Origin of the sequence: Pseudomonas sp. Teo4 (assembly GCF_034387475.1) — a bacterium.
In the GTDB taxonomy this organism is placed as follows: Bacteria; Pseudomonadota; Gammaproteobacteria; order Pseudomonadales; family Pseudomonadaceae; genus Aquipseudomonas.
Map to the genome: position 1 here is coordinate 2,955,150 of NZ_JAXCIL010000001.1, position 26,305 is coordinate 2,981,454.

A 26,305-nucleotide genomic window follows, 5' to 3' on the forward strand; every position below is an offset into this window, starting at 1 on the left:
ACCCTTAGTAAGTCCGGACTTTTGGTTCGAAGGCTGGAACAGTCTTCGGCGCAAAGTTGACGCCACGCTTGGCAACGCGCTTCTCACCCGGGTAATACAGGGTGTGGCACAGCCAGTTTTCGTCGTCACGGTCTTCGAAGTCTTCACGGGCGTGAGCGCCGCGGGACTCTTTACGGGCTTCGGCCGCAATGGCGGTAGCTTCGGCAACTTCCAGCAGGTTCTGCAGCTCCAGCGCTTCGATACGCGCGGTGTTGAAGGCCTGGGACTTGTCGTTGATCTTCACGTTGGCGATGCGCTCACGCAGGCCAGCCAACTGCTCGATACCCTTGAGCATGTATTCGCCAGTACGGAATACACCGAAGTAGTTCTGCATGCAGCTCTGCAGCTCGCGCTTGAGGCTGGCAACGTCTTCGCCAGTGGAGCGCTCGTTGAGCTTGTTCAGGCGGCTCAGGGCAACATCGATATCGGTGTCGCTGGCGTCGAGGTGCTCGATGCCGTCGCTCAGTGCCTTCTCCAGGTGCAGGCCGGCAGCACGGCCGAATACCACCAGGTCGAGCAGCGAGTTGCCGCCCAGGCGGTTTGCACCGTGAACCGATACGCACGCCACTTCACCTACGGCGAACAGGCCAGGAATGATGTGATCCTTGCCTTCTTCGTCCATGGTGATGGCCTGGCCATGAATGTTGGTGGCAACGCCGCCCATCATGTAGTGGCAGGTCGGAACGACCGGAACCGGCGCGACCACTGGGTCGACGTGGGCGAAGGTCTTGGACAGTTCGCAGATACCTGGCAGGCGGCTGTGCAGCACTTCCTCGCCCAGGTGGTCCAGCTTCAGCAGTACGTGGTCCTTGTTCGGGCCCACGCCGTTGCCGGCGATGATCTCTTTGACCATGGAACGGGCAACCACGTCGCGGCCGGCCAGGTCTTTCGCGTTCGGCGCGTAACGCTCCATGAAGCGCTCGCCGTGGGCGTTGATCAGGTAGCCACCCTCACCGCGACAGCCTTCGGTAACCAGTACACCGGCGCCGGCGATGCCGGTCGGGTGGAACTGCCACATCTCGATGTCCTGCACCGGCACGCCGGCACGCAGGGCCATGCCGATACCGTCACCGGTATTGATCAGGGCGTTGGTGGTGGAGGCGTAGATACGACCGGCACCGCCAGTGGCCAGAACGGTGGCCTTGGACTTGATGTACATGGTTTCGCCGGTTTCGATGCAGATAGCGATCACACCGACGAACGCGCCTTCCTGGTTCTTCACCAGGTCAACAGCGTAGTACTCGTTGAGGAAGGTAGTGCCTGCCTTCAGGTTGCCCTGGTACAGGGTGTGCAGCAGGGCGTGACCGGTACGGTCGGACGCTGCGCAGGTACGGGCAGCCTGGCCACCTTTACCGAAGTCCTTGGACTGACCACCGAACGGACGCTGGTAGATACGGCCAGTTTCGGTACGCGAGAACGGCAGACCCATGTGGTCCAGCTCGAAGACCGCAGCCGGGCCTTCCTGACACATGTATTCGATAGCGTCCTGGTCACCGATATAGTCGGAACCTTTGACGGTATCGTACATGTGCCAGCGCCAGTCGTCGTTCGGGTCGGCCGAAGCGATGGCACAGGTGATGCCGCCCTGGGCGGAAACGGTGTGCGAACGAGTCGGGAACACCTTGGTGACCACGGCAGTCTTGTGACCGCCTTGAGCCAGCTGCAGCGCTGCGCGCATGCCGGCACCGCCGCCACCGATAATGATGGCGTCGAAGGAAATAGTTGGAATGCTAGCCATGGATCAGATACCCCAGAGAATCTGCACACCCCAGACGAAGTAAGCGAACATCGCTACGCCGCATACCGCCTGGAACAGGAAACGAATCGCAGTCGCCGACTTGCCGAACGACATCGGCGTCAGGTAGTCGGTGGCGATGGTCCACATGCCGACCCAGGCGTGAGCGCCCAGGGCAACGAGGGCCAGCAGACTGAAGATCCGCATCGCGTTGTTGGAGAACAGACCGTGCCACTGGGCATAGTCCATGCCCGGGTGAACAACGACGTATCCGATCAGGAACAGGAAGTAAGCCGCGAGAACGACCGCCGAGACGCGCTGCGCCATCCAGTCATAGAGGCCCGAACGCGACAGGTTCGTGACATTGGTTACCATACCCAAACTCCCACCAGAACGATCACCACCACGGAGATGACAATCACGATTTTCGAGCCCAGTTTGCCGCCTTCCAGCGTCTCACCGATGCCCATGTCCATGATCAGGTGGCGTACGCCTGCCACCAGGTGATACAGCAGGGCGGACAGCAGGGCCCAGGTCACCAGTTTGGCCAGCGGGCTGGTCAGACACGCCTTCACCTCGCCGAAGCCTTCCTCGGAACCCAGCGATTTGCCCAATGCGTACAGCATGATGGCAAGGCCGAGGAACAGGATGACGCCGGAGATACGGTGCAGAATGGACGTGTACGCGGTGATTGGGAGCTTGATGGTCCTTAGGTCTAGGTTTACAGGTCGTTGGCTTTTCACGGCTTTTTTCACACTGAAGAGCCCCTAGCGAATCAGGGCAAAGTTGTTGGTAAGTGTACTGGTCAGGTACCCACCACCCAGGGAACGGCGACCCCCAGCAAATCAGGCTTGCAAGCCCTTGGCGGTCGGGTGCCGAGTATAGACAGTTAGGCTGCTTATGACAACGTGACGGGGTAGCCCAAATAGCGCATTGCCTTTAGCGAGCAAAAGGCGTAAATGGGCGAGAATTTCGAGAAAAATCAGGCCTCAGAGCCGCTTTCAACCAGCCTTTAGGCAAATTGACATTCGAATTTATCCCTCTATAGTGGTGCGGGCCCTGCGTGGGGGGTCTGTCTGATGATTTCAAGCATTAATAGGAGGCCACATGGCTGACAAAAAAGCGCAGTTGGTCATCGAGGGCGCTGCCCCCGTCGAGCTGCCCATTTTAACCGGCACCGTTGGTCCTGATGTAATCGACGTCCGCGGGTTGGGGGCCACTGGTCACTTCACCTTCGACCCTGGTTTCATGGCGACCGCCTCGTGCGAGTCGAAGATCACCTACATCGATGGCGACAAGGGCGTGCTGCTGCACCGCGGCTACCCGATCGAACAGCTCGCCGAACAGTCCGACTACCTGGAAACCTGCTACCTGCTGCTCAACGGCGAACTGCCGAATGCCGAGCAGAAGGCCCAGTTCGTCAGCACCGTCAAGAACCACACCATGGTTCACGAGCAGCTGAAGTCCTTCTTCAACGGCTTCCGCCGCGACGCTCACCCGATGGCGGTAATGTGCGGTGTGGTTGGCGCCCTGTCGGCGTTCTATCACGACTCGCTGGACATCAATAACCCGCAACACCGCGAAATTTCCGCGGTGCGCCTGGTCGCCAAGATGCCGACCCTGGCAGCAATGGTTTACAAGTACTCCATGGGCCAGCCCATGATGTACCCGCGCAACGACCTGTCGTACGCGGAAAACTTCCTGCACATGATGTTCAACACCCCGTGCGAGATCAAACCGATCAGCCCGGTGCTGGCCAAGGCAATGGACCGGATCTTCATCCTCCATGCCGACCATGAGCAGAACGCTTCCACTTCCACCGTGCGTCTGGCCGGCTCCTCGGGCGCCAACCCGTTCGCCTGTATCGCAGCCGGTATCGCTGCACTGTGGGGCCCTGCCCACGGCGGCGCCAACGAAGCTGTACTGACCATGCTCGATGAAATTGGCGATGTCTCGAACATCGACAAGTACATCGCCAAGGCCAAGGACAAGAACGATCCGTTCAAACTCATGGGCTTCGGTCACCGCGTTTACAAAAACCGCGACCCGCGCGCCACCGTGATGAAGAAGACCTGCGACGAAGTTCTGAGCGAGCTGGGCATCAAGAACGACCCGCAGCTGGAACTGGCCATGCGCCTGGAAGAGATCGCCCTCACCGATCCTTACTTCATCGAGCGCTCGCTGTACCCGAACGTCGACTTCTACTCGGGCATCATCCTGAAAGCGATCGGCATTCCGACCAGCATGTTCACCGTGATCTTCGCCCTGGCGCGTACCGTTGGCTGGATCTCGCACTGGAAAGAAATGCTCTCCAGCCCGTACAAGATTGGCCGTCCGCGCCAGCTGTACACCGGCCACGAGCAGCGCGACATCGTGAAACTGCAAGACCGCAAGTAAGCCCCAGAGCTGAACGCAAAAAGGCTGCCCTCGGGCAGCCTTTTTTATTGTCTTTTTCCTGTTCTGGCCTCTTCGCGGGTAAACCCGCTCCCACAGGTACGGCGCAGGCTTCAGAATCTGTGGGAGCGGGTTTACCCGCGAAGAGGCCAGAACAGGCAACTCATCACTTCAATTTTTCTCAGCCCGCTCCCGCAGCCCTTTCAGGGTATTGAACGGCGCATCCACTACAAACTTGTTGGCCACCATCGCAGGTACGCTGCCACCTGGCTCGGTGTGCACCTGGTAAGTCACTTCGGTGCTGTCACCCTTGGGCACCAGCTTCCAGAAGCCTTCCACTTTCGCCACCCGCACAAAGCCCTTCTCTTCCGGGACATAGGTCGGCTCTTCGACCAGATTACGGGTCAAGCTGCCATCAGCCCCCTTGACCGTGGTGATATGCAGCACCGAATCACGCGGCGTCACCGGCCACGGCGTGTTGAACTGGGTGTAGGTCCAGCTCTGATCACCTTCCTGCTTGAGCAGCTTTTGCGACTTGCACTCATGAATCCATGCACAGGCGCCGACCACGTCTTCCTGCAACGCCTGCACCTTGGCCAGCGGCGCCTTGATCACGGTCACGCCTTGATAGGCCTTGTACTTGGAACCGGCTACTTCACTGAGGGAAACCTTGATCCCCTCCTCGTCCTTGGCCACCTGCCAGTTTTCCGCCCAGGCGGCCGGCGCCAGCAGAACACCCATGCCACACAGCAGTGCAATACGCTTGAACGATCTCATCATGTTTATCCTTGTTGTCGAAGATCCCGCTTGTCACGCCGCCGTCATCTGCTCCAGCCAACCCAGAATCCTGATTGCCTCGTCGCGATTGTCGCCACACACCTCGATATCCGCCTTGAAACCACCACACACCGCCGGGCGCTCGGGCTTGCCGAAGAGGTCACAGAGGTTTTCCACGGTCAGGTGCAGACAGCGCTCGCCCGCCGGCTTGCCCTTGGGCATGCGCGGCATCGCCGAGCTGATGGATGGGGCAATGCAGCAAGCACCGCAACCCTCACGGCAATTCATGGCAACTCACCAAAATCAGGACTCCCTGGAACAAAACGGGACGAACGCCCCTGGATAGTAACCGCTCAAACAGACGTTTGAAATTGCTGGCCGAATGAAATCTGCGGTGACCCGGCAGTCAGTTCAGCGAAGCTACTGACGGAACTCGAAATCGATCGCCGCCCCTTCCACATCGCGGCGACTGTCGTTGCGCAACTGCAGTTGCATTTCGTTGCTGATCAGCCGGCCATTGAGCTGAAAGGGGCTGTCATCGGTCTGCGGCTTTTCGGTGAACATCGCCGGCAGCAAAGGTTTGCGCCGAGTCGATGCATCGCCGACTTCAGGCTCCAGTTTCTTTACCATTTCAGTAGGCAAGCTCAGATCCAGCTTGGCTTCCGGCAATGGCTGACGGACCGCTTTGCTGACCGGCTTGCGAGCCGGCCTGGCTTTGGCCTTGGCCGACGCCTTGCTTTTCACGGTCGTTTTGGCAGGCTTGCTCGCCGCAGGCTTCTGACTTGCCTTGCCCTTGACGGCTTGCGCCTGGCTCGCAGGCTGCGCAGCCTCGACCCCGCCGACAGGCAGACACAGCGGCAGAAGGCACAACGTCATGGCAAAGCAGCGCAACAGGTTCATGGACATCGACTGGCAGACCGGAAAGGTGCGTATGCTCTCTGTTCCGCAGGCGCCTGACAAGCCTACAAAAGTGCGCTCGTCGACTCGCGGCACAATTGCTGAGCCAACAGACCAAGCGTGATAACCGCCCGCTCCGCCTCCTTGTTCCAGGGAATTGCGCAGTTGAGACGGATACAGTGGTTGAACTGCTCGGTATTACTGAAGATCAGGCCAGGCGCGATACTGATTCCCTGCTCGAGCGCGCGCACATGCAGCTCCTGGGTATTGACCCGCCCCGGCAGGCTCACCCAGAGAATGAACCCACCTGTCGGCCGGGTCATCTGAGTGCCTTCAGGGAAGTGCTGCTGCACCGCCAACTGGTATGCACTAAGGTTCTTGCGATACTCCTGGCGGATGTAGCGCAAATGCCGATCATAACCGCCATTTTCCAGGTAGGCCGCCACCCCCATCTGAGTCACGCTGCAAGCCGAGTGCGTGGTGAAGGTTTGCAGGCGCTGGATTTCGTCCTGATAACGCCCCGCCACCATCCAGCCAACCCGCACGCCCGGCGACAAGGTCTTGGAGAAGCTCGAGCAGTAGATCACCCGGTCGAGCCGATCAAACGCCTTGAGCGCCTTGGTCCGCCCCTGCTCGAACATGAGCTCGCCATAGATATCGTCTTCGACGATCTGGATATCGAAATCCGACGCCAGACGCAGAAGCTGCTTCTGCCGCTCTTCCGGCACGGTGCCACCCAGCGGATTGCTCAGACGCGTGGTCAACACCAACGCCTTGATCGACCATTGGTTGGCCGCCAGCTGAAGTGCCTCGAGGCTGATGCCCGTCGATGGATCACTGGGAATTTCGATGACCTTCAACCCCAGCAGATCCGCCAACTGCAACAAGCCGTAATAGGTCGGCGATTCAGCGGCGATCAGGTCACCGGGACGCGTCAGCACCCGCAGCGACATCTGCAACGCATCCACGCAGCCATGGGTGACGATGATTTCGCGCGGGTCGACCAGCACGCCAGCATCGCGCATGCGAATGGCGATCTGCCGACGCAGCGGTTCGAAACCTGGGCTGAACATGTAACTGAACGCCCGAGGACTGTGGAAGCGAGTGACCTTGGCGATCTGCTGATGCAAGGCCCGAACCGGCAAGTAGTCGACATGCGGCACCGCCGCACCGAAGGGGAACACGCCATCACGGCGCGCCTCGGTCAGCACCTGCTGGATGATGCTGGCACGGGTGACCAGCCCCGGGCGCTCGACCCGAGCTATGTCTGGTGTTTGCGCGGTCAGGGCGGGGGTCTGGTGAACGTAGTAGCCCGACTGAGGCCTGGCGCGAATCAGCCCCTGATCTTCGAGATTGGCATAAGCCTGCAGCACCGTGGCATGGCTGACATTGAGCTGGGCGCTCATCTTGCGCACGGACGGTACGCGCTCACCTGGCTGGTAGACACCACGCCGGATGTCATCGGCCAGTTGCTGGGCGATACGCTGGTACAGCAGCAGGTTGGTCATGGCGATATCTCGACGCTCGGACGGGCTCGTTGTTCTTATGCTGTAGTCTGACAGCAGAGCATACCGTAACAGTTGCCAAGTGTACTGGGACAGATTGCAGGATAGCCAACAAAACCGTTGCGTGACAGCGCCCCTTATCGCCGGCTTTCCGACGATAAGGGGCAAGGGATCACCGTGCCGGCGTCAGTTTGCCCTTGTCATCGGAGAACACGATCTCGACCCGGCGATTCTGTGCCCTGCCCCGCTCCGAGGCATTGGCTTCGATCGGGTACTGGTCACCATAGCCCAGCACTTCGAGGCGTTTCTCGTCGATTCCCAGGTCTACCAACATGTCGGCCACGGCCTGGGCACGGTCGCGGGACAGTTTGAGGTTGTCTTCCGGAGCACCGGTGCTGTCGGTGTAACCTTCGATACGCACCACGCGGCGCGGGTTGAGCTGGAGGAACTGCACCAGCTTGAGCACGGTGCGGCTGGCGGAGTTCTTCAGGTCGGCACGGCCGGTATCGAACAGCACATCGCCCAAGGTCATCACCAGACCACGGTCAGCTTGCTCGGAAGCCATCGCGGCAATCTGTGCTTCGACCCACTTGCCTTGCTGCTGAACACTGGCCAACTTGGCTTCGCGCAGGGCCAGCTGAAGGCGCTGACGCTCCAGGTCGAGCTTGGCGATGCGCTCCTGGTTCAGCGCAAGCTTGGTATGCTCGCGGGCGATCTCGCTATATCGCTGACTCAAGTAAGCGTAGTGACGCACATCGGCACCGGTGCCTATATAGCTGGACAAGCGCTCGGCACGCGCCAGCGACTCACCGGCACGGATCACGTCACGCGGCGCACTGCGCAGCACATCGGAGTCATCCTTGACCTTCTGGAAGGCGGAACTGGCTTCATCCAAGGCAACTTCACTGCGATGGCTGGCACAACCTTGCAAGCCGGCCGACAACGCCAGCATTGCCAGGACGGCTACGGGCTTGAGGCGCATCATGGCTGCACCTCCAACTGCTTGCGCAGGCGCTTGACGCGCGACTGCAATACGTCGAGCTGTTCATCGCTTTTCTGGTTCAGCACCCGTGCTTCAGCCAAACGCGCATCCAGCTCAGACTGTTCGGCGCGCATGCGCGCATCGCGATAGTCTTCGGTGAGCATGTTGGTCTTGGCGCGAGCCAACTTGTCTTCGGCCATCTTGAACTCTGGCACCTGTTCGGTAGCGCCAACGGCCTTGGCCTGTTCCAGCGCCTGCTCGGACAGGCGCATCTGCTCGTTGGGCGCCGGATCGTTGGCGCAGCCGGCCAAGCCTAGCATGGCCAAGGCAAGGATCAGTGGTTGGGTTCTCACGCAATCTTCCTACTGTTTAGGGGTATCCAGCGGCGCCTGCATCTGTGCTTTCCAGCGCTCGACATTGCGCTGCAGCACGGCCTCGGACGCACCGGAGATCGGCAATTCTGTCAGTTTTTTCGCCAGTTGCCCACGCAACCAAGCGTCATTGCAGGCGGAGTTGTGCGATACGGCCAGGTACAACCCCGGGCGATCCACCGGCAGGCCACGGGCGATGAGGTCATTGCTCATGCCCAGGCTCTGGGTCATGGCCATTCCGGAATAGCGGCCAGCCAGCACATAGTCCACCTGCCCAAGCACCAGTTTCTGGAATGCCTGGGTCAGGTTCTGCGCAGGCACCAGCTTGAGTTGCGCCTTGGCGAAGGCTTCGAAGGCTGGCGTGAGCCGCGCCCGCTCCGACAGGCTGCCCTGATACTGCGCCAGGTCCGCCGGGCCATCGAACACCAGGTTGGCATCGTGACGGGTCCAGACCAGGTACTCGTTGAGCTGCAAAGGTGGGTGGATGTAGTCCAGCGCCGTCAATTGGCCGACCTGCATCGGCGTGTCGAGCAACAGGTCCATCCGGCCACTGCGCACCTCATCCAGGGCCTGGTCGCGCCTGCCGGCGTACAGCACCTCGACTTTCACGCCGAGCTCGCTGGCGACTTGGCGCAGCAAGTCGACATTGGTGCCGATCAGGTGCTTAGGATCTTTCGGGTCTTGCCAGGAGTACGGCGGTGCATCTGGACTGCCGGTTGCCACCAGGCGCTCGCATTTGCCAGCCGCCATCGTCATTGGCGACAGCATCGCCACCATGCATGCCAGTAGCGCGTGCGCTCCGCGAAGCCTCATCCTCTCTCCTTGCCTTGTTCTCCAGAGCCTGCATTGGCCTGATTGCCGGCGACAAAGCCGGTATAGACCATAAAAAAACCCGGCCCCCTGAGCGAGGGCCGGGCTTCTTTATAAGTGAAGCAGCCGGATCAGACCAGCTTTTCCAGCTCTGGCACTGCTTCGAACAGGTCAGCGACCAGGCCGTAGTCGGCCACCTGGAAGATCGGCGCTTCTTCGTCCTTGTTGATCGCGACGATCACCTTGGAGTCCTTCATGCCGGCCAGGTGCTGGATCGCGCCGGAGATACCGACGGCGATGTACAGCTGAGGCGCGACGATCTTGCCGGTCTGACCGACCTGCATGTCGTTCGGCACGAAGCCTGCGTCGACCGCAGCGCGCGAGGCACCGACGGCAGCGCCGAGCTTGTCGGCCAGGCTGTACAGGTGCTTGAAGTTGTCACCGTTGCCCATGCCGCGGCCGCCGGAAACGACGATCTTGGCAGCGGTCAGCTCTGGGCGGTCGGACTTGGCCAGCTCTTCGCCAACGAAGGCCGAGATACCGGCGTTGTGGGCAGCAGCGATCGCTTCGACGGCAGCCGAACCACCTTCGGCAGCCACGGCGTCGAAGCCAGTGGTACGCACGGTGATGACCTTGACCGCAGCGCTCGATTGCACGGTGGCAATGGCGTTACCGGCGTAGATCGGGCGCTTGAAGGTGTCGGCCGATTCCACCGAGATGATCTCGGAGATCTGGTCGACGTCCAGCAGTGCGGCAACGCGCGGCAGGATGTTCTTGCCGTTGGTGGTGGCCGGGGCCAATACGTGGCTGTAACCACTGGCCAGCTCGACGATCAGCGGCGCAACGTTTTCCGGCAGCACATGGGCGTAGGCCGCATTATCAGCAACCAGCACCTTGGCCACGCCAGCGATCTTGGCGGCGGATTCGGCGACGCCACCGACGTTTGCGCCTGCGACCAGCACGTGCACATCACCACCGATCTTGGCGGCAGCGGCGACAGTGTTCAGGGTGGCCGGGGCTACGGCACCGTTTTCGTATTCAGCGACAACCAGGATAGTCATTTAGATTACCTTCGCTTCGTTCTTCAGCTTCTCGACCAGTTCGGCCACCGATTTGACCTTGATGCCAGCGCTGCGGGCAGCAGGCGCTTCGACTTTCAGGGTCTTGTTGGTGGAGGCGAGCGATACGCCCAGCGCGTCTGGAGTGACGGTCTCCAGCGGCTTCTTCTTGGCCTTCATGATGTTCGGCAGCGACGCATAGCGCGGCTCGTTCAGGCGCAGGTCGGTGGTGACGATCGCCGGCAGGTTCAGCGATACGGTCTGCAGGCCGCCGTCGATTTCACGGGTGACGTTCAGCTTGTCGCCAGCCACTTCAACCTTGGAGGCGAAGGTGCCTTGGGCGTAGCCGGTCAGCGCGGCCAGCATCTGGCCGGTCTGGTTGTTGTCACTGTCGATGGCCTGTTTGCCGAGGATGACCAGCTGAGGCTGCTCTTTGTCGACAACGGCTTTCAGCGCCTTGGCCACAGCCAGGGAGTTCAGCTCGTCAGCAGCTTCGACCAGGATGGCGCGGTCGGCACCCAGGGCCAGGGCGGTACGCAGTTGCTCCTGAGCGGTAGTCGGGCCGACGGAGACGACGACGATCTCGCTCGCCACGCCCTTCTCTTTCAGGCGGACGGCTTCTTCCACGGCGATTTCGCAGAAGGGGTTCATGGACATCTTGACGTTTGCAAGGTCGACGCCGGAGTTGTCCGCTTTGACGCGAACCTTGACGTTGTAGTCGACCACTCGTTTGACAGCTACAAGAACCTTCATGGATTCCTCGTTACTCTCCGGTGAATAGATAGTCGCCTGGGGCTGAGCCCGGCGATGCGCGTGGGTACAAGGGCACCTCTAAAAACGTATCGGGAGCGGCAAACTTCACAGTGACCGAACAGTCCTGATCGGACTGTTGCGGCAAATACCCACGGGTCATTTTCTGTCGTGGCGTGTAAACTCCACTACAAACCAGCCTGATGGCCGAAAACCCTGCTCCAAACCTGGTCTTTAGAGGTGTACCTGCGCCCGGCTGCAAGCCTACGGCGAACGTAAAACCGCTCGTATCTTGACCGTAACACCCAATCCGGTCAATACGGCAAATCGGTCACCCTCCAGCCGCGTTCCTGTGATTTTACTGGCCTGCGGCAAATTCAAACAAACGTTTGTATTGGACCCGCAGAGTGGTGTAGATATAATGCGCGGCCAAGACAAAACGGTGTAGTTCGTCATTCACGCTGCTACAGGTCCACAGATACCTGAACAGCCTCCCATGACCACCCCCGCACCCAATAAGACAAAGCAACAGCACGAGCCTTGATGAGTAGGAGAGTACCAGTGGAACGCGAATACATGGAATTCGACGTGGTCATCGTCGGCGCCGGCCCGGCGGGCCTGTCCGCCGCCTGCCGCCTGAAGCAGAAGGCCGCCGAAGCCGGTAGCGAGATCAGCGTCTGCGTGGTCGAGAAAGGCTCCGAAGTCGGCGCCCACATCCTCTCCGGCGCGGTGTTCGAACCCCGCGCCCTGAACGAGCTGTTCCCCGACTGGAAAGAACTCGGCGCACCACTGAACACCGAAGTGAAGCGCGACGACATCTACGTGCTCAAGGATGCCGGCAGTTCGACCAAGGTCCCCGACCTGTTCGTGCCCAAGACCATGCACAACCAGGGCAACTACATCATCTCCCTGGGCAACCTGTGCCGCTGGCTGGCCCAGCAAGCCGAGAACCTCGGCGTGGAAGTCTACCCGGGCTTCGCCGCCCAGGAAGCGCTGTTCGACGAAAACGGCGTAGTGCGCGGCATTGTCACTGGTGACATGGGCGTCGACCGTGAAGGCAATCCGAAAGACGGCATGTACACCCCCGGCATGGAACTGCGTGGCAAGTACACGCTGTTCGCCGAAGGTTGCCGTGGCCATATCGGCAAGCAGCTGATCAAGCGCTTCAACCTCGACAGCGAGTCCGACGTGCAGCACTACGGCATCGGTCTCAAGGAAATCTGGGAAATCGACCCGGCCAAGCACGAACAGGGCCTGGTGGTGCACACCGCCGGCTGGCCGCTGGACGTGGTGAGCGCCGACAACACCGGTGGCTCGTTCCTCTATCACCTGGAGAACAACCAGGTGGTGGTCGGCCTGATCGTCGACCTGTCCTACGCCAACCCGTACCTCTCGCCGTTCGACGAGTTCCAGCGCCTGAAGCACCACCCGGTGATGAGCCAGTACCTCGAAGGCGGCAAGCGCATCAGCTACGGCGCCCGCGCCATCTGCAAGGGCGGCCTGAACTCGCTGCCGAAGATGGTGTTCAACGGCGGCGCACTGATCGGTTGTGACCTCGGCACCCTGAACTTCTCCAAGATCAAGGGCAGCCACACCGCGATGAAGTCCGGCATGCTCGCCGCCGACGCCGTGGCCGACGCGCTGATCGCCGGCAGCGAGGGTGGCGACGCACTCAACACCTATGTCGATGCCTTCAAGGCCAGCTGGCTGCATGAAGAGCTGTTCGCCAGCCGCAACTTCGGCCCGGCGCTGCACAAGTTCGGCCCGCTGTTCGGCGGTGCGTTCAACTACATCGACCAGAACTGGTTTGGCGGCAAGCTGCCGTTCACCCTGCACGACACCAAGCCAGACTATGCCTGCCTGAAGCTGGCCGCCGACTCGCAGAAGATCGACTACCCGAAACCGGACGGCAAGCTCAGCTTCGACAAGCTCAGCTCGGTATTCCTCTCCAGCACCAACCACGAAGAGGAACAACCCTGCCACCTGAAGCTGACCGACCCGAACGTGCCGATCGCCAGCAACCTGCCGCTGTACGACGAACCGGCGCAGCGCTACTGCCCGGCCGGCGTGTACGAAGTGGTCACCCAGGAAGACGGCAACAAGCGCTTCCAGATCAACGCGCAGAACTGCGTGCACTGCAAGACCTGCGACATCAAGGACCCGGCCCAGAACATCACCTGGGTCACCCCTGAAGGCGCGGGCGGGCCGAACTACCCGAACATGTAAGGTTGTCCCAACGAAAAGCCCCCGGCTCGCAAGAACCGGGGGCTTTTTGTATGTCGAAGCTTCAGGCGGTACGGACTTCCTCGAACAATTCCGGATGGCGGTCGAGCAGCTTGAACAACTTGATCAGCGCCACCGGAGGCCTGGTTTTGCCGTTCTCATAACGGGAGAATGCATTGACCCCGCCACCGAAAATCTCCCCGGCCTCCCGTTGGTCGAGATCAAATTTCTTGCGCACGGACATGATGAAGTCAGGGTCAACGAACACAGCGTTGACTTGCCGATTGAAGGCAGACATCAGTTCACTAATACGAAGAGCTTCATCATGACTCAGTACTGCCTCACCACAAGCTGAACAGTAATCACCCCTGACATTGGGTATGAGAGTCGATTGCTCCTTGTAGCAATAGGGCATGTCTTGTGTATCGGGTGCGAGCTCCGCACCGCCGCAAATGGGACATCTCATGTTTACAGCTCCTTGAAAGACACGATGAGCACCTCGTCTATCACGGACAGCTTCAGATACACGTACCCCTTTGCTGTTAGCGGTCGATAGACATCTTGCCAGACACGCTGGTCGGCAAGGCTGGTCATACTTTTGTAAAAGTCTTTGCGCTCCAGCCCTGCAATGACTTCAAGCATGTCCGGATATCCCATTCCCAGAGACTGTGCACCCCGCAATGAGGTGGTGGTCGGACTGACTCGGCCAGCACTGACCAGTGCCCATATCCGCTCCAACGGGCAATGAGGCGTTCTCTTTTCCATGAGAAATTAACCTTCCAGGTTAAATTTGGCTAATAGGTTATTCCAATAGCCCCCTCCCGGAAGTCTGCCTCACTGCCCGATACCCCTCACCGCCTCATTTGTCACCACACATGATCGGCATTGGCTCGGCGGCGAAGGTCAGCGGCTCGCGACGCCCGAAATACAGCGCTGTCAGCAACCCGACGGCACCCATGATCAGACAAAAACCGACACACACCCATGGGCTCCACGGCATCAGCGCGATCAATGCCAACGGCGTGGTACTGGCCCACAGTGCGTAGGCGACGTTGTAGGTGAAGGAAATACCCGACACCCGGATCTGCGCCGGGAACAGCCCGACCATCACCGACGGCACCACCCCCACAACACCACAAGAAAGCCCTGCCAGCGCATACGCCAGCCAAACCTCGCCCCACTGCCCTACCAGGCTGGCATAGAGCATGCCAATGCCCAGCGGCAGCAACAGGCTGTAGATCATAAGCGCACGCCAGGCTCCCAGCCGGTCGACCAGCAGCCCCGCCAGCACGCAGCCAATATTGAGGAAGACGATTCCCACGCTGCTCAAGGCGAAGGTATGCCCGGCACTCATGCCGAATCGCTGCTGCATCACCGTCGGGGTGATCACCACCAGCACCACCACCGCCGAGGTCAGCACGCAGGTCAGCAGCGCGGCCGGGACCAGTGCACGACGATGCTCACCCAGCACCCGGCGCAGCGGAAAGGCCACCGGCTGCTCCTGGCGCTCACGCAGGGCCAGGAATACCGGCGTCTCGCTCAGCCAGCGGCGCAGCCACACGCCAATCACACCGAACACGCCGCCCAGCAGGAACGGGTAGCGCCAGGCGTAATCGAGGATTTCCTGCGGGGTGAAGGCCTGGGCCAGCAAGGTTGCGGTCAGGGCCCCCAGCAGGTAGCCAAAGGTCAGCCCGGCCTGCAGGAAGCCCAGGGCATAGCCCCGACGCCCTGGCGGGGCGTGTTCGGCAACGAAGGTCCAGGCACTGGGCACCTCGCCGCCTACCGCAGCCCCCTGCAGGATACGCAGCGCCAGCAGAATCAGTGGCGCGGCATAGCCGATGTCGGCATAGGTCGGCATCACACCGATCAGCAGGCACGGCAGGGCCATCATCAGGATGCTGAGGCTGAACACCCGCTTGCGGCCCAGGTGATCGGCAAAATGCGCCATGAGAATTCCGCCTAGAGGGCGGGCCAGGTAACCGGTGACGAAAATCCCGAAGCTTTGCAGCAAACGTAGCCATTCAGGCATTTCCGGCGGGAAAAACAGTTGGCTCAGCGTCAGCGCGAAGAACACGAAGATGATGAAATCGTAGATTTCCAAGGCGCCACCCAGTGCCGCCAGACCCAGGGTCCGGTGGTCGCTGCGGCTGAACCTGGGCGCAGGAGCGGTAACGTTGGCAGTCATGGCAGGGGTCCGCAAATCGGCAAAGGGCAAGAGAATAGCAAATGCTTACCCTGTGGTACCCCTTGAGGTTCAGTGAGTCCGGCTGAAGACGGTCTGCGGGAAATGCATGCGTGAGTGTGGAAAAGCCACGTGGCTGGCCACGCTCGCTGGCAAGCCTAGCTTGCCGACCAGCACCGGCGCATCGATGATTGCCATGAACGAACCCAGCGCTTCGTCATCCGGCACCTGCGGCAGACTGATGCTCACCGCCTGGCGCTCGGTCTGCGGCACCTCCGGTACTGCCACAGGCTGTGAGTGGTAGAGCAAGGCATGCTGGATCTGCGCACTGACTCGGCAAAAGCGTTCCAGATCAACCCCGCAGTGGCTGCCCAACTCGATATTGCCAACCAACAGGTTGAAGGGTTGAAGTGCACATTGCACCAGGCGCTGCAGTTCTTCGAACGTCTGTACCGGCGCAATCCGGTAGTAGCCCAGGCCATTGAGCAGCCGCTCCAGCTGCAGGCGCTGGCTGGGATGCTCGTCGGCGATAAGGATGCGCATCGTTTTGTTGGGCATCATCCGGACCTGGGCAGCTAGCTAGTGAAGGAAAAATCCCTGACCAAACTGCGCCAACGAGGCAACTACCGAAGCCATGAAGTCGGTAGGGTCTTACTTGATAGTTGTCGGGAACCATCCAGAAATCAAGTTGTCGCGCACAGAATTTTCATTCGTGTTTCACCAGCTTTTCACTTATTCCCACTGCCGCATGCGCAAGCGGCAATGCTTCATCGCGTTGACGATATGTTTTTCCACCACACTCTTGGAAACGCCCAGGCGTTCGGCGATCTGCTGGTGTGAAAGGCCATCGAGCTTACGCATCAGGAAACTGTCGCGACAGGGCTTGCTCAATTCGTCCAGGGCACGCTGCATCAGTGCCAGGCGCTGATCGAGCTGCATCTCCTGGGACGGTGCCGGAATGTGCCAGCGCTCGTCGCTTTCCAGCACGTCCAGCGGTTCTGCCTGACGCACCAGCTGACGCCGGTGACGATCGACCACCAGGTTGAGCGCGGTCCGATAGAGGAACGCGCGTGGATGCTCGATCTGCTGCGCGTCGGTGCGCTCCAGTACCCGCAGATACGCATCGTGGGCAACGTCCTCCGCCGCCTGGCGACTGCCGAGGCGTGCGGAAAGGAAGCTCACCAATTCACGATAGTAATGTTCCACAGCGGCACCTGGCGTCGCCCTGCCCAGCCGGGTGTGCAGGGACGCGGGAATATGTGATATCAGCGTGCAATCTTACAAATTATAATTATTCTCAGCAACAGACAGCCTCCACCCCCCCATCACGGGTAAATCCCGGTTCCTGGTCTTCGTCTAACTGGGACCTCCCTGCGCGCCTCGATTGGCTGCGTGTGGCCATCACCCCTGGCTGGAAGTCCGCATGAGACGCTTACCCAACACTCGCCGCCGCCTCTTCCTTGGTGGCCTGGGCCTGCTTGGCCTGGGCAGCCTGCTGGCCTGGAAGACCCTGCCCTTCGACAATCAGCCGGTCGCCACGGTAGCCGTCACCCGCGCCGATATAGAAAGCAGCGTCACCGCCCTCGGCACCCTGCAACCTCGCCGTTACGTGGACGTCGGCGCCCAGGCCTCCGGGCAGATCCGCCGCTTGCATGTGGAAGCGGGCGATCAGGTCCGCCAAGGCCAGTTGCTGGTGGAAATCGACCCCTCGACCCAGCAGGCCAGGCTCGACGCTGGCCGCTATTCGATCGAAAACCTCAAGGCCCAGCTGGCCGAGCAGCGCGCCCAGTACCGACTGGCCCAGCAACAAGTCAAGCGTCAGCGCGACCTGGCCGCCGCTGGCGCCACCCGCGAAGAAGACCTGCAAACCGCCGACGCCCAGCTCAAGGTGACCCAAGCCCGCATCGACATGTTCCAGGCGCAGATCCTCCAGGCCCAGGCCAGCCTGCGCAGTGACCAGGCCGAACTCGGCTACACCCGCATCTACGCGCCCATGGACGGCACCGTGGTGGCGGTGGACGCCCGCGAAGGCCAGACCCTCAACGCCCAGCAGCAAACGCCCCTGATCCTGCGTATCGCCAAGCTGTCGCCAATGACCGTCTGGGCCCAGGTATCCGAGGCCGACATCGGCAAGGTCAAGCCCGGCATGACCGCCTACTTCACCACCCTCGCTGGCGGCAAGCGCCGCTGGACCAGCACCGTGCGCCAGATCCTGCCGATCCCGCCCAAACCCCTGGACCAAACCAGCCAGGGCGGCGGCAGCCCGACCAGCGCCACCTCCGGCAGCACCGGCAGCCAAGTGGTGCAGTACACCGTGCTACTGGACGTGGACAACCCCGACGGCGCCCTGATGGCCGAGATGACTACCCAGGTGTTCTTCGTCGCCGGCCAGGCCAGCCAGGTCCTGACCGCACCTCTGGCGGCACTGGACGACAGCGACGGCGATGGCCTGCGCATGGCCCAGGTGCTCACCCGTGACGGCAAGGTCGAACAACGCCAGGTGCGCACCGGCCTCAGCGACCGCCTGCGGGTGCAGATTCTCGACGGCGTCAGCGAAGGCGAGCGCCTGGTCATCGGCGCCCCTCGCGCCGCTGGAGGTTGAATGTCCATCCCCCTGATCGAGCTTTGCGACATCCGCAAGGTCTATGGCGGTATCGACACGCCCAAGGTCGAAGTGCTGCGCGGCATCAGCCTGAGCATACACCCCGGCGAATTCGTCGCCATCGTCGGCGCCTCGGGTTCCGGCAAGTCGACCCTGATGAACATCCTCGGCTGCCTTGATCGCCCCTCCTCCGGCAGCTACCGCTTCGCCGGCAAGGACGTGGCCGAACTGGACAGCGACGAGCTGGCCTGGCTGCGCCGCGAAGCCTTCGGTTTCGTGTTCCAGGGCTACCACCTGATTCCCTCGGGCTCGGCCCAGGAAAACGTCGAGATGCCCGCCATCTACGCTGGCACACCGGCCGACGAGCGCCACGCCCGCGCCGCCGCATTGCTCGATCGCCTGGGCCTGGCCAGCCGCACCGGCAACCGCCCGCACCAGCTGTCCGGCGGCCAGCAGCAACGGGTATCCATCGCCCGTGCCCTGATGAACGGCGGCCACATCATCCTTGCCGACGAACCCACCGGCGCCCTCGACAGCCATAGCGGCGCCGAGGTCATGGCCCTGCTCGACGAGCTGGCCAGCCAGGGCCATGTGATCATTCTCATCACCCACGACCGCGAAGTCGCAGCCCGGGCGCATCGGGTCATCGAAATTCGCGATGGCCTGATGGTCAGCGACTCGGCCGATACCCAACCACCGGCCAACCTGCACCAGGGCCTGCAGGCCGAAGACCTGCGCCAGCGCCTGGACCGAGGCGCCACCCAGCGCGGTGCCTGGAAGGGCGAGTTGCTGGAGGCCTTGCAGGCAGCCTGGCGGGTCATGTGGATCAACCGCTTCCGCACCGCCCTGACCCTGCTCGGCATCGTCATCGGCGTGGCCTCGGTGGTGGTGATGCTGGCGGTCGGCGAAGGCAGCAAACGCCAGGTCATGGCGCAGATGGCCGCGTTCGGCTCGAACATCCTCTACCTCAATGGCCGCCACGCCACCCTGCGCGAGCCGGCTGGCGTGGTCACGCTGGACGATGTCGCGGCCATTGCCGAACTGCCCCAGGTCACCCGGATCATGCCGGTGATCGGCAACGACGTGATGGTGCGACACGGCAACAACAACCAGGAATTCTACGTGGGCGGCAACAACATCGAGTTCCCCCACATTCTCAACTGGCCTGTGGTTCAAGGCAGCTTCTTCAGTGACAGCGACGAACGCACCGGCGCTGCCGTGGCCGTGATCGGCCAGAAAGTGCGCGACAAGCTGCTCGAACCCGGCAGCGACCCGATCGGCCAATACCTGCTGCTGGGCAACGTGCCTTTCCAGATCGTCGGCGTGCTCGCCGAAAAAGGCGCCAGCTCGGGCGACCAGAACAGTGACGAGCGCATCGTCGTGCCCTACTCGGCGGCGTCCATTCGCCTGTTCGGTACCCAGGACCCGGAGTACGTGATCATTGCCGCCCGCGACTCGGCCCGGGTGGCCGAGACTGAAGCCGCCATCGATCACCTGATGCGCCAGCGCCACCAGGGCAAGCAGGATTTCGAACTAACCAACGACGCCGCACTGATCCAGGCCGAGGCCCGCACCCAGAACAGCCTGTCGCTGATGCTCGGGGCGATCGCCGCCATTTCCCTGCTGGTCGGCGGCATCGGAGTGATGAACATCATGCTCATGACCGTACGCGAACGCACCCGTGAAATCGGCATCCGCATGGCCACCGGCGCCCGCCAGCGCGACATCCTGCGCCAGTTCCTCAGTGAGGCGGTGATGCTGTCGATGGTGGGAGGCCTCACCGGCATCGCCCTGGCCCTGGGCATCGGCGCCGGCCTGATGCTGGGCGGCGTGGCCGTGGCCTTCGCCCTGCCCGCCATCCTTGGCGCCTTCGCCTGCGCCGTGGTCACCGGCATCGTGTTCGGCTTCATGCCGGCTCGCAAGGCGGCCCGTCTCGACCCGGTCAAAGCCCTTACCAGCGAATAATCCATGACATTGCCAAGCCGCATCAGCCTGCTGACCCTGAGCCTCTGCCTCGCCGCCTGCAGCACGACACCGCCGCCACCCGACAGCGGTATCACGCCACCGAGCGCCTGGCAGGGAGATACCGGCGCCGCCGGACTCGCCCTGCCCCAGGCGCAATGGTGGAAGGCCTTCGCCAGCCCTGAGCTGGACCGCCTGGTCGAACGTGCCCGCCTCAACAGCTACGACCTGGCCGCTGCCACCGCGCGAGTACGCCAGGCCCAGGCCCGTGCCGTGATCGCCGGGGCACCGCTGCTGCCGGAGCTGAGTTTCGGGCTTGAAGGCAGCCGCCAACACCTGCTGCGTGGCGACGGCAGCGACCAGCTCGATGTCAGCAGCAGCGAACGCACCAGCACCTCGTTCGGCACCCAGCTGAGCGCGACCTACGAGATCGACTTCTGGGGCGGACTGCGCGCTGCACGCGACAGCGGCCAGTACGGCCTGGACGCCAGCCGCTTCGACCGCCAGACGGTGGAGCTGACCCTGGTCAGCGCCGTGGCCGACAGTTACCTGCAAGGGCTGGCGCTGGATGAACAGCTGCGCATTGCCCGCCTCAACCTGCGCAATGCCCGCGACGTGCTGGGCCTGGTCGAGGCACGCCAGCGCTCCGGCTCGGCCACCCGCCTGGAGCTGGCCCAACAACGCAGTCTGGTGGCCGCCCAGGAACGCCAGCTGCCGCTGCTGGAGCAACGCCGCCAGGACAACCGCGTCACCCTGGCCACCTTGCTCGGCGACCCGGTGCAGAACCTGCCAAGCAGCGACGAACGCATCGACGCCGTGCAGTGGCCGGCGATTGGCAGCGGCGTACCCAGCGAACTGCTTACCCGCCGCCCCGACATCGCCACCGCCGAAGCGCGCCTGGCAGCGGCCAGTGCCAACGTGCAGGTGGCCAGGGCCGCCATGCTGCCCAAGCTGACCCTTGGCGCCGAGTTCGGTTCGGGGGCACGCACCCTGCCCCAGGTGTTCGACAGCCCCTACTACACGCTTACCTCCGGGCTGGTCGCGCCCATCTTCAACAACGGCCGTCTGCGCGCCGCGCGTGATCTGGCCAAGGCCGAACAGGAAGAACTGCTACAGACCTACCGCAGCAGCATCCTGGCCGGATTCGCCGATGTCGAGAAAGCGCTCAACGCCATCAACGGCGTCGACCGCCAACGGCAGTGGCAGGATGAGGAAGTGCAGCAGGCGCGTCTGGCTTTCGACCTCGCCCAACAGCGTTATGGTGCCGGGGCCGAGACACTGCTGACGGTACTGGAAACCCAGCGCACGCTGTATGAGGCGCAGGATCAGCAAGCCCAGTTGCGATTGGCACGGCTGCAGGGAAGCGTGGCGCTGTACAAGGCGCTGGGGGGTGGCTGGCAGGTGGGGCAGTGAGTTGCCCATGGGTGTAATTGCATGGCACGGGCTTCGCCCGTGATCGCCGGCAAGCCGGCTCCCACAAGGACCGCGCAGATCCTGTAGGAGCCGGCTTGCCGGCGATGGGCCAACAGGCCGTTGCCCCAAGGTGGGCAGCCTGTGAAGCCCTAGGCCAGCAACCCTTTCAATGAAAGATGCCGCGCATACCACGGCCGCTTCGGCACCTGGCGCATGAACCCGGCCAGCTTGCCTTCGTCCTCGCCAAAGATGATGCGCAAGGCCAGCTTCATGGTCTCGACATCCATTTCCACCGACTTGCCCGGCCTGACCCCAGGCACCGTGCTGCAACCATGGGTATCGGGCCCCAGCCAAGGGTCGGCCACGTCCACCCAACGTCCCGGCGCGAACCAGGGCACGCCGTTGACCTGCAGCCGGCTCACCTCGCCAGGATGGAAACGCTCATGGGCGGCGAACCAGTCCTCCAGACGATCGTCGATCCAACCATGGAAACGCCAGAAAACCGGGTGCACGTGGGACGAGAATGGGTCGCCCAGAAAATCGTTTTCCGCCGCGTACCAACGCGGCGCAAAGTCGTCCAGCTCGCGCGCCAACGGCACCGGTGCGCCGTTGGAGGGGTCGCGCGGCACCGAAGCCCAGCGCATGTGCAGCCAGTCGTGCAGGCCCAGCTCCATCTCCGAACCCAGTTGCCCCAAGGTCATCCGCGACAGGTAGCGCGGGTCTCGGTATTGCGACTCCCAGACCGCGAAGTTGCCATGGAACGTCTCGGCCCGCTTGATACCGTTGACCCACTCGCTGAACGAATCGTCCCCCGGCGCCAACCAGGTCGGTGGCACCGAGCAGCCGTCGACGTTATCGAAATAGCGGGCGAACCCCAGGCGGTCACGTTCGAGCTCCGGCTGTGGCAACGGGAAGCTCGGCCAGGATGGCAGCGGCTGCAGGGCACGGGCTGCGGCCAGCATGTGCCGATGCATGAAGAAGAAGTCCTCGCCCGAGCCGTTGCGGTCCTTGAGCTTGCCCCGGGCATCGCGCTCCCGGTCACGGGGGCCTGGCTGCCAGCCCAGGCCGCGCAGGGCGTCGCGTTTTTCATCCGGCAGGTTGTGCCACTTGTCCCGTGAGGCATGCCACAGCTGGTGGAACAGGCGATGCTCCGGCGAAATCAGCCAGTTCAGCAACGGCGGCTCAAGGGCGATGGTCTGACGTGCTTCGGGGACGCGCTGGCGGATGGCGACGAAGCGGTTGTCCTGTAGCGGCAGTGCCAAGGGCCGATCCAGCGCGGAAATACGCCCGCTCAAGGTCTCGCTGCCGGCATTGCCGAACTCGCCCCACACTTCATCGAAGGTGATCGCCATCTCGTAGCCCGGATGACTGCCATCCTCGGGCTTCAGACGCCAGTACAGGCGATTGGGCTCGGCTTCGACCAGGTCACCGATCAACTGGTAGCGCGGCGCCTGTTCGCTGCGCAGGCGCTGGGCGTTGTCCAGGCAACCGCGCACGCCACGCCCTCGCGCGGCAATGTCGATGAACAGTTCCAGCTCCTGGGCCGGCAACCCGGCAAGCCCGGCATCGGCGCCTTCGAAACGGATGGTCCAGATGCCACGCAGGCGGTTGCCCAGGCGCTGGCCCGCAGTGTCGGCAAGCTCCACGCTGGCCTCCCCCGGGGTTATCGGGAACTCTTCCTTGGTCAGCTCGCGGTGTGCGTAATAGGCCGCCGGCACCGCCGCGCCCACCAAGGCCACACCGGCCATGAACCCTCGTCGAGAAATCGTCATTACCCTACCTGTGTCCGCCATGAAGCAGGCTCTATCCCAGCAAGGACGTATGTTCCCCGGCGAAATTTAGCCGTGCCGTGACAACCCCCCGCTAAATTTCCACCTGCCAAGCTCGTCCCTCCCAGATAGCCCAAGCCCCCGGCATTCGCGGACCTGAATCGAGATGGCAATGACAAGACCTCGCTGGAAGAAAACCTTGTACATCGGCGTGCCCCTGGCCCTGCTGCTCGGCGCCGGCGGCTACCTGGCCTGGAACCAGTGGCTGAGCCCTGCGCCCCACTATCCGCGCGAAGTGGTCAAGCAGGCCGATGAGCTGCAAGAGCGGCTGATTTCCTTCGACAGCCACATCACCCTGCCGCTGGACTTCGGCACCCACGGCCAGGAAGCCGACAAGGATGGCGACGGCCAGTTCGACCTGGCCAAGGCGGCCAAAGGGCGGTTGTCGGGCGCTGCGCTGACCATCTTCGGCTGGCCGGAAATCTGGAACGGCGCCAACGCGCCGCACCGCCCGACCGCAGGCTTTCTCGACGAAGCCCGCAACCAGCAAGAGGTACGTTACAAGATCATTTCCGGCCTGGTGCGCGATTTCCCCAACCAGGTCGGTATCGCCTACACCCCCGAAGACTTCCGCCGCCTGCACGGTGAAGGCAAGTTCGCCATCTTCATCAGCATGCTCAACGCCTACCCCCTGGGCAATGACCTGAACCTGCTAGACACCTGGGCGGCACGCGGCATGCGCATGTTCGGCTTCAGCTACATCGGCAACAACGACTGGGCCGATTCGTCGCGCCCGCTGCCGTTCTTCAATGACTCGCCCGACGCCCTGGGCGGCCTCTCGCCCATTGGCAAGCAGGCGGTGCAACGGCTCAACGACCTGGGGGTGATCATCGATGTCTCGCAGATGTCCACCCAGGCCCTGGAGCAGGTCAGCGCCCTGACCCGCGCGCCCATCGTCGCCTCGCACTCCGCGCCACGGGCCATGGTCGACATCCCGCGCAACCTCAGCGACCGCGAGTTGCAGCTGATCAAGAACAGCGGCGGCGTGGTACAGATCGTCGGCTTCTCCGGCTACCTGCGCCCACTGACGCAAAAGACCCAGGACAAACTCAACGCCCTGCGCGCCAAGTTCGACCTGCCACCGCTGCCCAACCTGGCCATGGCCCTGATGCCCGGCGACCCGATCATCGCCGCCTGGCCCGAGCAGCGCTTCGGCAGCTACGCCAGCCAGCTCTACGCCATTCTCGATGAAGAACCCAAGGCCAGCCTGAAAGACCTGGGCGATGCCATCGACTACACCGTGCGCAAGATCGGCATCGACCACGTCGGCATTGCCTCGGACTTCAACGAAGGCGGCGGCGTGCAAGGCTGGGACGATGTCAGCCAAGTGCGCAACGTCACCGCCGAGCTGATCCAGCGCGGCTATTCCGAGGCCGATATCGCCAAGCTGTGGGGCGGCAACTTCCTGCGTGTCTGGGCCCAGGTGGAAAAGGCCGCCAGCCCTTCCCTTTCCTCTACCCGGTAAGCGCAACCATGAGCGACCGCCGCACCTTTCTCAAACACGCCAGCCTGCTCGCCGTCGCCCTGCCCTTGGGCGGCGGCCTCGGCCAGGCTCTGGCCGCCCCTGCCAAGCCGCCGGTGCAGGGTGACCGCTGGACGCAACTGCGCCAGCTGTTCAACCAAGACCCGGACTACCTGCACCTTTCCAACTTCCTGATCACCTCGCACCCCAAACCTGTGCAGGAGGCCATCGACCGCTACCGTGCCAGCGTCGACCGCAACCCTGGCCTGGTGATGGACTGGGACCGCCAGGAGCCGTGGCAGCACGAAGCCCGTGTACGTGAATGGGCCGGCAAATACCTGCAGGCGCGCCCCGGCCAGATCGCCCTGACCGGCAGCACCACCGAAGGCCTGGCAATCGTCTATGGCGGGCTGCACGTGCGCCCGGACCAGGAAGTCCTGACCACCATCCACGAGCATTCCGCCGCCGAAGCGGTGCTCGACTTCCGCACCCAGCGCCAGGGCACCCAGGTGCGCCGGATCCGCCTGTTCAAGGACCCAGCCAAGGTCAGCACCGACGAGATCGTCGGCAACATCGACCACAGCATCCGACCCAACACCCGGGTGCTGGGCATGACCTGGGTACAGTCGGGCAGCGGCGTGAAGCTGCCCCTTGCAGAGATCGGCGCGGTGGTCGACCGACACAACCGCAACCGCGCCGAGGCCGACCGCATCCTTTATGTCGTCGACGGCGTGCATGGTTTTGGCGTGGAAGACCTGAGCTTCCCGCAGATGAACTGCGACTACTTCATCGCCGGCACCCACAAATGGATGTTCGGCCCGCGTGGCACCGGCATCATCTGCGCACGCAGCGAGCAGCTCAAGGACATCACGCCGCTGATCCCGACCTTCTCCCAGGACAGCGATTTCGCCACCAGCCTCACCCCCGGCGGCTACCACGCCTTCGAGCACCGCTGGGCACTGGACGAAGCCTTCAAGCTGCACCTGCAATTGGGCAAGGCCGACGTCCAAAGCCGCATTCACCAGCTCAACAGCTACCTCAAGCAGCGCCTGGGCGAACACCGCCAGGTCGAACTGGTGACTCCGCTGGCCCCGGAGCACAGCGCCGGCTTCACCTTCTTCCGGGTCAAGGACCGCGACAGCGACAAGGTTGCCGCCGCCCTGCTGCGGCAGAAGGCGATTGTCGATGCGGTGTACCGCGACGTCGGCCCGGTGATCCGCTCCGCGCCCGGCCTGCTCAACGACGAAGCACAGATCGACCGTTTCATGACCCTGCTCAGCGCCCAGCTGTGACGCCCGTTTTCCATTAGCACGA

The 26,305-nt window shown here is 62.5% G+C and carries 25 protein-coding genes; 7 read left to right on the forward strand and 18 right to left on the reverse strand.

What is annotated here, in order from left to right:
• Positions 1–4: 4 nt before the first annotated feature.
• The 3 genes from sdhA to sdhC are packed head-to-tail and all read right to left on the reverse strand — an operon-like array spanning position 5 to position 2,529.
• A complete protein-coding gene (sdhA, locus tag PspTeo4_RS13370) occupies positions 5–1,777 on the reverse strand; it encodes a succinate dehydrogenase flavoprotein subunit (RefSeq protein ID WP_016393098.1) in 1,773 nt (590 codons plus the stop codon).
• A 3-nt stretch (positions 1,778–1,780) separates the two neighbouring features.
• Complete coding sequence (gene sdhD, locus PspTeo4_RS13375) at positions 1,781–2,149, reverse strand: succinate dehydrogenase, hydrophobic membrane anchor protein (RefSeq protein ID WP_322364256.1); 369 nt, start codon at positions 2,147–2,149, stop codon at positions 1,781–1,783.
• Positions 2,143–2,529 carry a succinate dehydrogenase, cytochrome b556 subunit gene (gene sdhC, locus PspTeo4_RS13380; protein WP_077068487.1) on the reverse strand — a complete coding sequence of 129 codons (387 nt, stop codon included), beginning with the start codon at positions 2,527–2,529 and terminating at the stop codon, positions 2,143–2,145. Before sdhC ends, sdhD begins: the two co-directional genes overlap by 7 nt.
• Positions 2,530–2,881: 352 nt before the next feature.
• On the opposite strand from sdhC, the gene gltA reads away from it, so the two are divergent.
• Entirely contained in the window at positions 2,882–4,171 is a 1,290-nt protein-coding gene (gltA, locus tag PspTeo4_RS13385; protein ID WP_322364257.1) for a citrate synthase, read from the forward strand.
• A gap of 168 nt (positions 4,172–4,339) precedes the next feature.
• On the opposite strand, the gene PspTeo4_RS13390 is transcribed toward gltA, so the two are convergent.
• The 9 genes from PspTeo4_RS13390 to PspTeo4_RS13430 all read right to left on the reverse strand — a co-directional run bounded on the left by PspTeo4_RS13390 (position 4,340) and on the right by PspTeo4_RS13430 (position 11,321).
• The gene (locus PspTeo4_RS13390) at positions 4,340–4,945 is read right to left on the reverse strand and encodes an START domain-containing protein (protein WP_322364258.1); all 606 of its coding nucleotides are present in this window, start codon (positions 4,943–4,945) and stop codon (positions 4,340–4,342) included.
• Positions 4,946–4,978: 33 nt separating this feature from the next.
• The gene (locus tag PspTeo4_RS13395; protein ID WP_322364259.1) at positions 4,979–5,233 is read right to left on the reverse strand and encodes a YkgJ family cysteine cluster protein; all 255 of its coding nucleotides are present in this window, start codon (positions 5,231–5,233) and stop codon (positions 4,979–4,981) included.
• Between the two features lie 132 nt (positions 5,234–5,365).
• Entirely contained in the window at positions 5,366–5,845 is a 480-nt protein-coding gene (locus PspTeo4_RS13400; protein WP_322364861.1) for a hypothetical protein, read from the reverse strand.
• 62 nt (positions 5,846–5,907) lie between these two features.
• A complete protein-coding gene (locus tag PspTeo4_RS13405; protein WP_322364260.1) occupies positions 5,908–7,350 on the reverse strand; it encodes a PLP-dependent aminotransferase family protein in 1,443 nt (480 codons plus the stop codon).
• Between the two features lie 169 nt (positions 7,351–7,519).
• On the reverse strand, positions 7,520–8,332 hold the full coding sequence (locus PspTeo4_RS13410) for an OmpA family protein (RefSeq protein WP_322364261.1): 813 nt from the start codon (positions 8,330–8,332) through the stop codon (positions 7,520–7,522).
• Positions 8,329–8,682, reverse strand: coding sequence for a DUF4398 domain-containing protein (locus PspTeo4_RS13415; RefSeq protein WP_322364263.1), 354 nt, complete (start codon positions 8,680–8,682; stop codon positions 8,329–8,331). The genes PspTeo4_RS13410 and PspTeo4_RS13415 overlap by 4 nt, the downstream gene beginning before the upstream one ends.
• 9 nt (positions 8,683–8,691) lie before the next feature.
• On the reverse strand, positions 8,692–9,513 hold the full coding sequence (locus tag PspTeo4_RS13420) for a substrate-binding periplasmic protein (protein ID WP_322364265.1): 822 nt from the start codon (positions 9,511–9,513) through the stop codon (positions 8,692–8,694).
• Positions 9,514–9,641: 128 nt separating this feature from the next.
• A complete protein-coding gene (locus PspTeo4_RS13425; protein ID WP_322364266.1) occupies positions 9,642–10,571 on the reverse strand; it encodes an electron transfer flavoprotein subunit alpha/FixB family protein in 930 nt (309 codons plus the stop codon).
• Complete coding sequence (locus PspTeo4_RS13430; protein ID WP_167070356.1) at positions 10,572–11,321, reverse strand: electron transfer flavoprotein subunit beta/FixA family protein; 750 nt, start codon at positions 11,319–11,321, stop codon at positions 10,572–10,574.
• A 540-nt stretch (positions 11,322–11,861) separates the two neighbouring features.
• Between PspTeo4_RS13430 and PspTeo4_RS13435 the strand changes: the two genes are divergently transcribed.
• Positions 11,862–13,544: an electron transfer flavoprotein-ubiquinone oxidoreductase gene (locus PspTeo4_RS13435; RefSeq protein ID WP_322364267.1), complete on the forward strand. Its 1,683-nt coding sequence runs from the start codon at positions 11,862–11,864 to the stop codon at positions 13,542–13,544.
• A gap of 61 nt (positions 13,545–13,605) precedes the next feature.
• Here the strand turns inward: PspTeo4_RS13435 and PspTeo4_RS13440 are convergent, their stop codons facing one another.
• From PspTeo4_RS13440 to PspTeo4_RS13460, 5 genes are all read right to left on the reverse strand, one after another.
• Entirely contained in the window at positions 13,606–14,007 is a 402-nt protein-coding gene (locus PspTeo4_RS13440) for a type II toxin-antitoxin system MqsA family antitoxin (protein WP_322364268.1), read from the reverse strand.
• Positions 14,008–14,009: 2 nt separating this feature from the next.
• Positions 14,010–14,306, reverse strand: coding sequence for a type II toxin-antitoxin system MqsR family toxin (locus PspTeo4_RS13445; protein WP_322364269.1), 297 nt, complete (start codon positions 14,304–14,306; stop codon positions 14,010–14,012).
• 94 nt (positions 14,307–14,400) lie between these two features.
• Positions 14,401–15,726, reverse strand: a complete 1,326-nt coding sequence (locus PspTeo4_RS13450; RefSeq protein ID WP_322364270.1) for an MFS transporter — start codon at positions 15,724–15,726, stop codon at positions 14,401–14,403.
• A 69-nt stretch (positions 15,727–15,795) separates the two neighbouring features.
• Positions 15,796–16,281 carry a histidine kinase gene (locus PspTeo4_RS13455; RefSeq protein ID WP_322364271.1) on the reverse strand — a complete coding sequence of 162 codons (486 nt, stop codon included), beginning with the start codon at positions 16,279–16,281 and terminating at the stop codon, positions 15,796–15,798.
• A gap of 174 nt (positions 16,282–16,455) precedes the next feature.
• Complete coding sequence (locus PspTeo4_RS13460) at positions 16,456–16,929, reverse strand: sigma-70 family RNA polymerase sigma factor (RefSeq protein WP_322364272.1); 474 nt, start codon at positions 16,927–16,929, stop codon at positions 16,456–16,458.
• A 217-nt stretch (positions 16,930–17,146) separates the two neighbouring features.
• Here PspTeo4_RS13460 and PspTeo4_RS13465 point away from each other — a divergent pair, with 217 nt between their 5' ends.
• Genes PspTeo4_RS13465 through PspTeo4_RS13475 form a run of 3 tightly spaced genes read left to right on the forward strand, consistent with a single transcriptional unit; the run spans position 17,147 to position 21,700 of the window.
• A complete protein-coding gene (locus PspTeo4_RS13465) occupies positions 17,147–18,325 on the forward strand; it encodes an efflux RND transporter periplasmic adaptor subunit (protein WP_322364273.1) in 1,179 nt (392 codons plus the stop codon).
• Positions 18,326–20,290, forward strand: a complete 1,965-nt coding sequence (locus PspTeo4_RS13470) for a MacB family efflux pump subunit (protein ID WP_322364274.1) — start codon at positions 18,326–18,328, stop codon at positions 20,288–20,290.
• Between the two features lie 3 nt (positions 20,291–20,293).
• A complete protein-coding gene (locus PspTeo4_RS13475; protein ID WP_322364275.1) occupies positions 20,294–21,700 on the forward strand; it encodes an efflux transporter outer membrane subunit in 1,407 nt (468 codons plus the stop codon).
• Positions 21,701–21,849: 149 nt separating this feature from the next.
• Here the strand turns inward: PspTeo4_RS13475 and PspTeo4_RS13480 are convergent, their stop codons facing one another.
• On the reverse strand, positions 21,850–23,472 hold the full coding sequence (locus PspTeo4_RS13480) for a PvdJ/PvdD/PvdP-like protein (protein WP_322364276.1): 1,623 nt from the start codon (positions 23,470–23,472) through the stop codon (positions 21,850–21,852).
• Between the two features lie 169 nt (positions 23,473–23,641).
• On the opposite strand from PspTeo4_RS13480, the gene pvdM reads away from it, so the two are divergent.
• Together pvdM and PspTeo4_RS13490 are read left to right on the forward strand one after the other, a co-directional pair.
• Positions 23,642–24,994: a pyoverdine-tailoring dipeptidase-like protein PvdM gene (pvdM, locus tag PspTeo4_RS13485; RefSeq protein ID WP_322364278.1), complete on the forward strand. Its 1,353-nt coding sequence runs from the start codon at positions 23,642–23,644 to the stop codon at positions 24,992–24,994.
• Positions 24,995–25,002: 8 nt separating this feature from the next.
• Positions 25,003–26,283 carry an aminotransferase class V-fold PLP-dependent enzyme gene (locus PspTeo4_RS13490; RefSeq protein ID WP_322364279.1) on the forward strand — a complete coding sequence of 427 codons (1,281 nt, stop codon included), beginning with the start codon at positions 25,003–25,005 and terminating at the stop codon, positions 26,281–26,283.
• The last annotated feature ends 22 nt before the right edge of the window (positions 26,284–26,305 follow it).

Bases quoted from the DNA above. Each gene is read 5' to 3' on its own strand.
- sdhA (WP_016393098.1), bottom strand. From the start codon at position 1,777: ATGGCTAGCATTCCAACTATTTCCTTCGACGCCATCATTATCGGTGGC.
- sdhD (WP_322364256.1), bottom strand. From the start codon at position 2,149: ATGGTAACCAATGTCACGAACCTGTCGCGTTCGGGCCTCTATGACTGG.
- gltA (WP_322364257.1), top strand. From the start codon at position 2,882: ATGGCTGACAAAAAAGCGCAGTTGGTCATCGAGGGCGCTGCCCCCGTC.
- PspTeo4_RS13390 (WP_322364258.1), bottom strand. From the start codon at position 4,945: ATGAGATCGTTCAAGCGTATTGCACTGCTGTGTGGCATGGGTGTTCTG.
- PspTeo4_RS13395 (WP_322364259.1), bottom strand. From the start codon at position 5,233: ATGAATTGCCGTGAGGGTTGCGGTGCTTGCTGCATTGCCCCATCCATC.
- PspTeo4_RS13400 (WP_322364861.1), bottom strand. From the start codon at position 5,845: ATGAACCTGTTGCGCTGCTTTGCCATGACGTTGTGCCTTCTGCCGCTG.
- PspTeo4_RS13405 (WP_322364260.1), bottom strand. From the start codon at position 7,350: ATGACCAACCTGCTGCTGTACCAGCGTATCGCCCAGCAACTGGCCGAT.
- PspTeo4_RS13410 (WP_322364261.1), bottom strand. From the start codon at position 8,332: ATGATGCGCCTCAAGCCCGTAGCCGTCCTGGCAATGCTGGCGTTGTCG.
- PspTeo4_RS13420 (WP_322364265.1), bottom strand. From the start codon at position 9,513: ATGAGGCTTCGCGGAGCGCACGCGCTACTGGCATGCATGGTGGCGATG.
- PspTeo4_RS13425 (WP_322364266.1), bottom strand. From the start codon at position 10,571: ATGACTATCCTGGTTGTCGCTGAATACGAAAACGGTGCCGTAGCCCCG.
- PspTeo4_RS13430 (WP_167070356.1), bottom strand. From the start codon at position 11,321: ATGAAGGTTCTTGTAGCTGTCAAACGAGTGGTCGACTACAACGTCAAG.
- PspTeo4_RS13435 (WP_322364267.1), top strand. From the start codon at position 11,862: ATGAGTAGGAGAGTACCAGTGGAACGCGAATACATGGAATTCGACGTG.
- PspTeo4_RS13440 (WP_322364268.1), bottom strand. From the start codon at position 14,007: ATGAGATGTCCCATTTGCGGCGGTGCGGAGCTCGCACCCGATACACAA.
- PspTeo4_RS13445 (WP_322364269.1), bottom strand. From the start codon at position 14,306: ATGGAAAAGAGAACGCCTCATTGCCCGTTGGAGCGGATATGGGCACTG.
- PspTeo4_RS13450 (WP_322364270.1), bottom strand. From the start codon at position 15,726: ATGACTGCCAACGTTACCGCTCCTGCGCCCAGGTTCAGCCGCAGCGAC.
- PspTeo4_RS13455 (WP_322364271.1), bottom strand. From the start codon at position 16,281: ATGCCCAACAAAACGATGCGCATCCTTATCGCCGACGAGCATCCCAGC.
- PspTeo4_RS13465 (WP_322364273.1), top strand. From the start codon at position 17,147: ATGAGACGCTTACCCAACACTCGCCGCCGCCTCTTCCTTGGTGGCCTG.
- PspTeo4_RS13470 (WP_322364274.1), top strand. From the start codon at position 18,326: ATGTCCATCCCCCTGATCGAGCTTTGCGACATCCGCAAGGTCTATGGC.
- PspTeo4_RS13475 (WP_322364275.1), top strand. From the start codon at position 20,294: ATGACATTGCCAAGCCGCATCAGCCTGCTGACCCTGAGCCTCTGCCTC.
- PspTeo4_RS13480 (WP_322364276.1), bottom strand. From the start codon at position 23,472: ATGACGATTTCTCGACGAGGGTTCATGGCCGGTGTGGCCTTGGTGGGC.
- pvdM (WP_322364278.1), top strand. From the start codon at position 23,642: ATGACAAGACCTCGCTGGAAGAAAACCTTGTACATCGGCGTGCCCCTG.
- PspTeo4_RS13490 (WP_322364279.1), top strand. From the start codon at position 25,003: ATGAGCGACCGCCGCACCTTTCTCAAACACGCCAGCCTGCTCGCCGTC.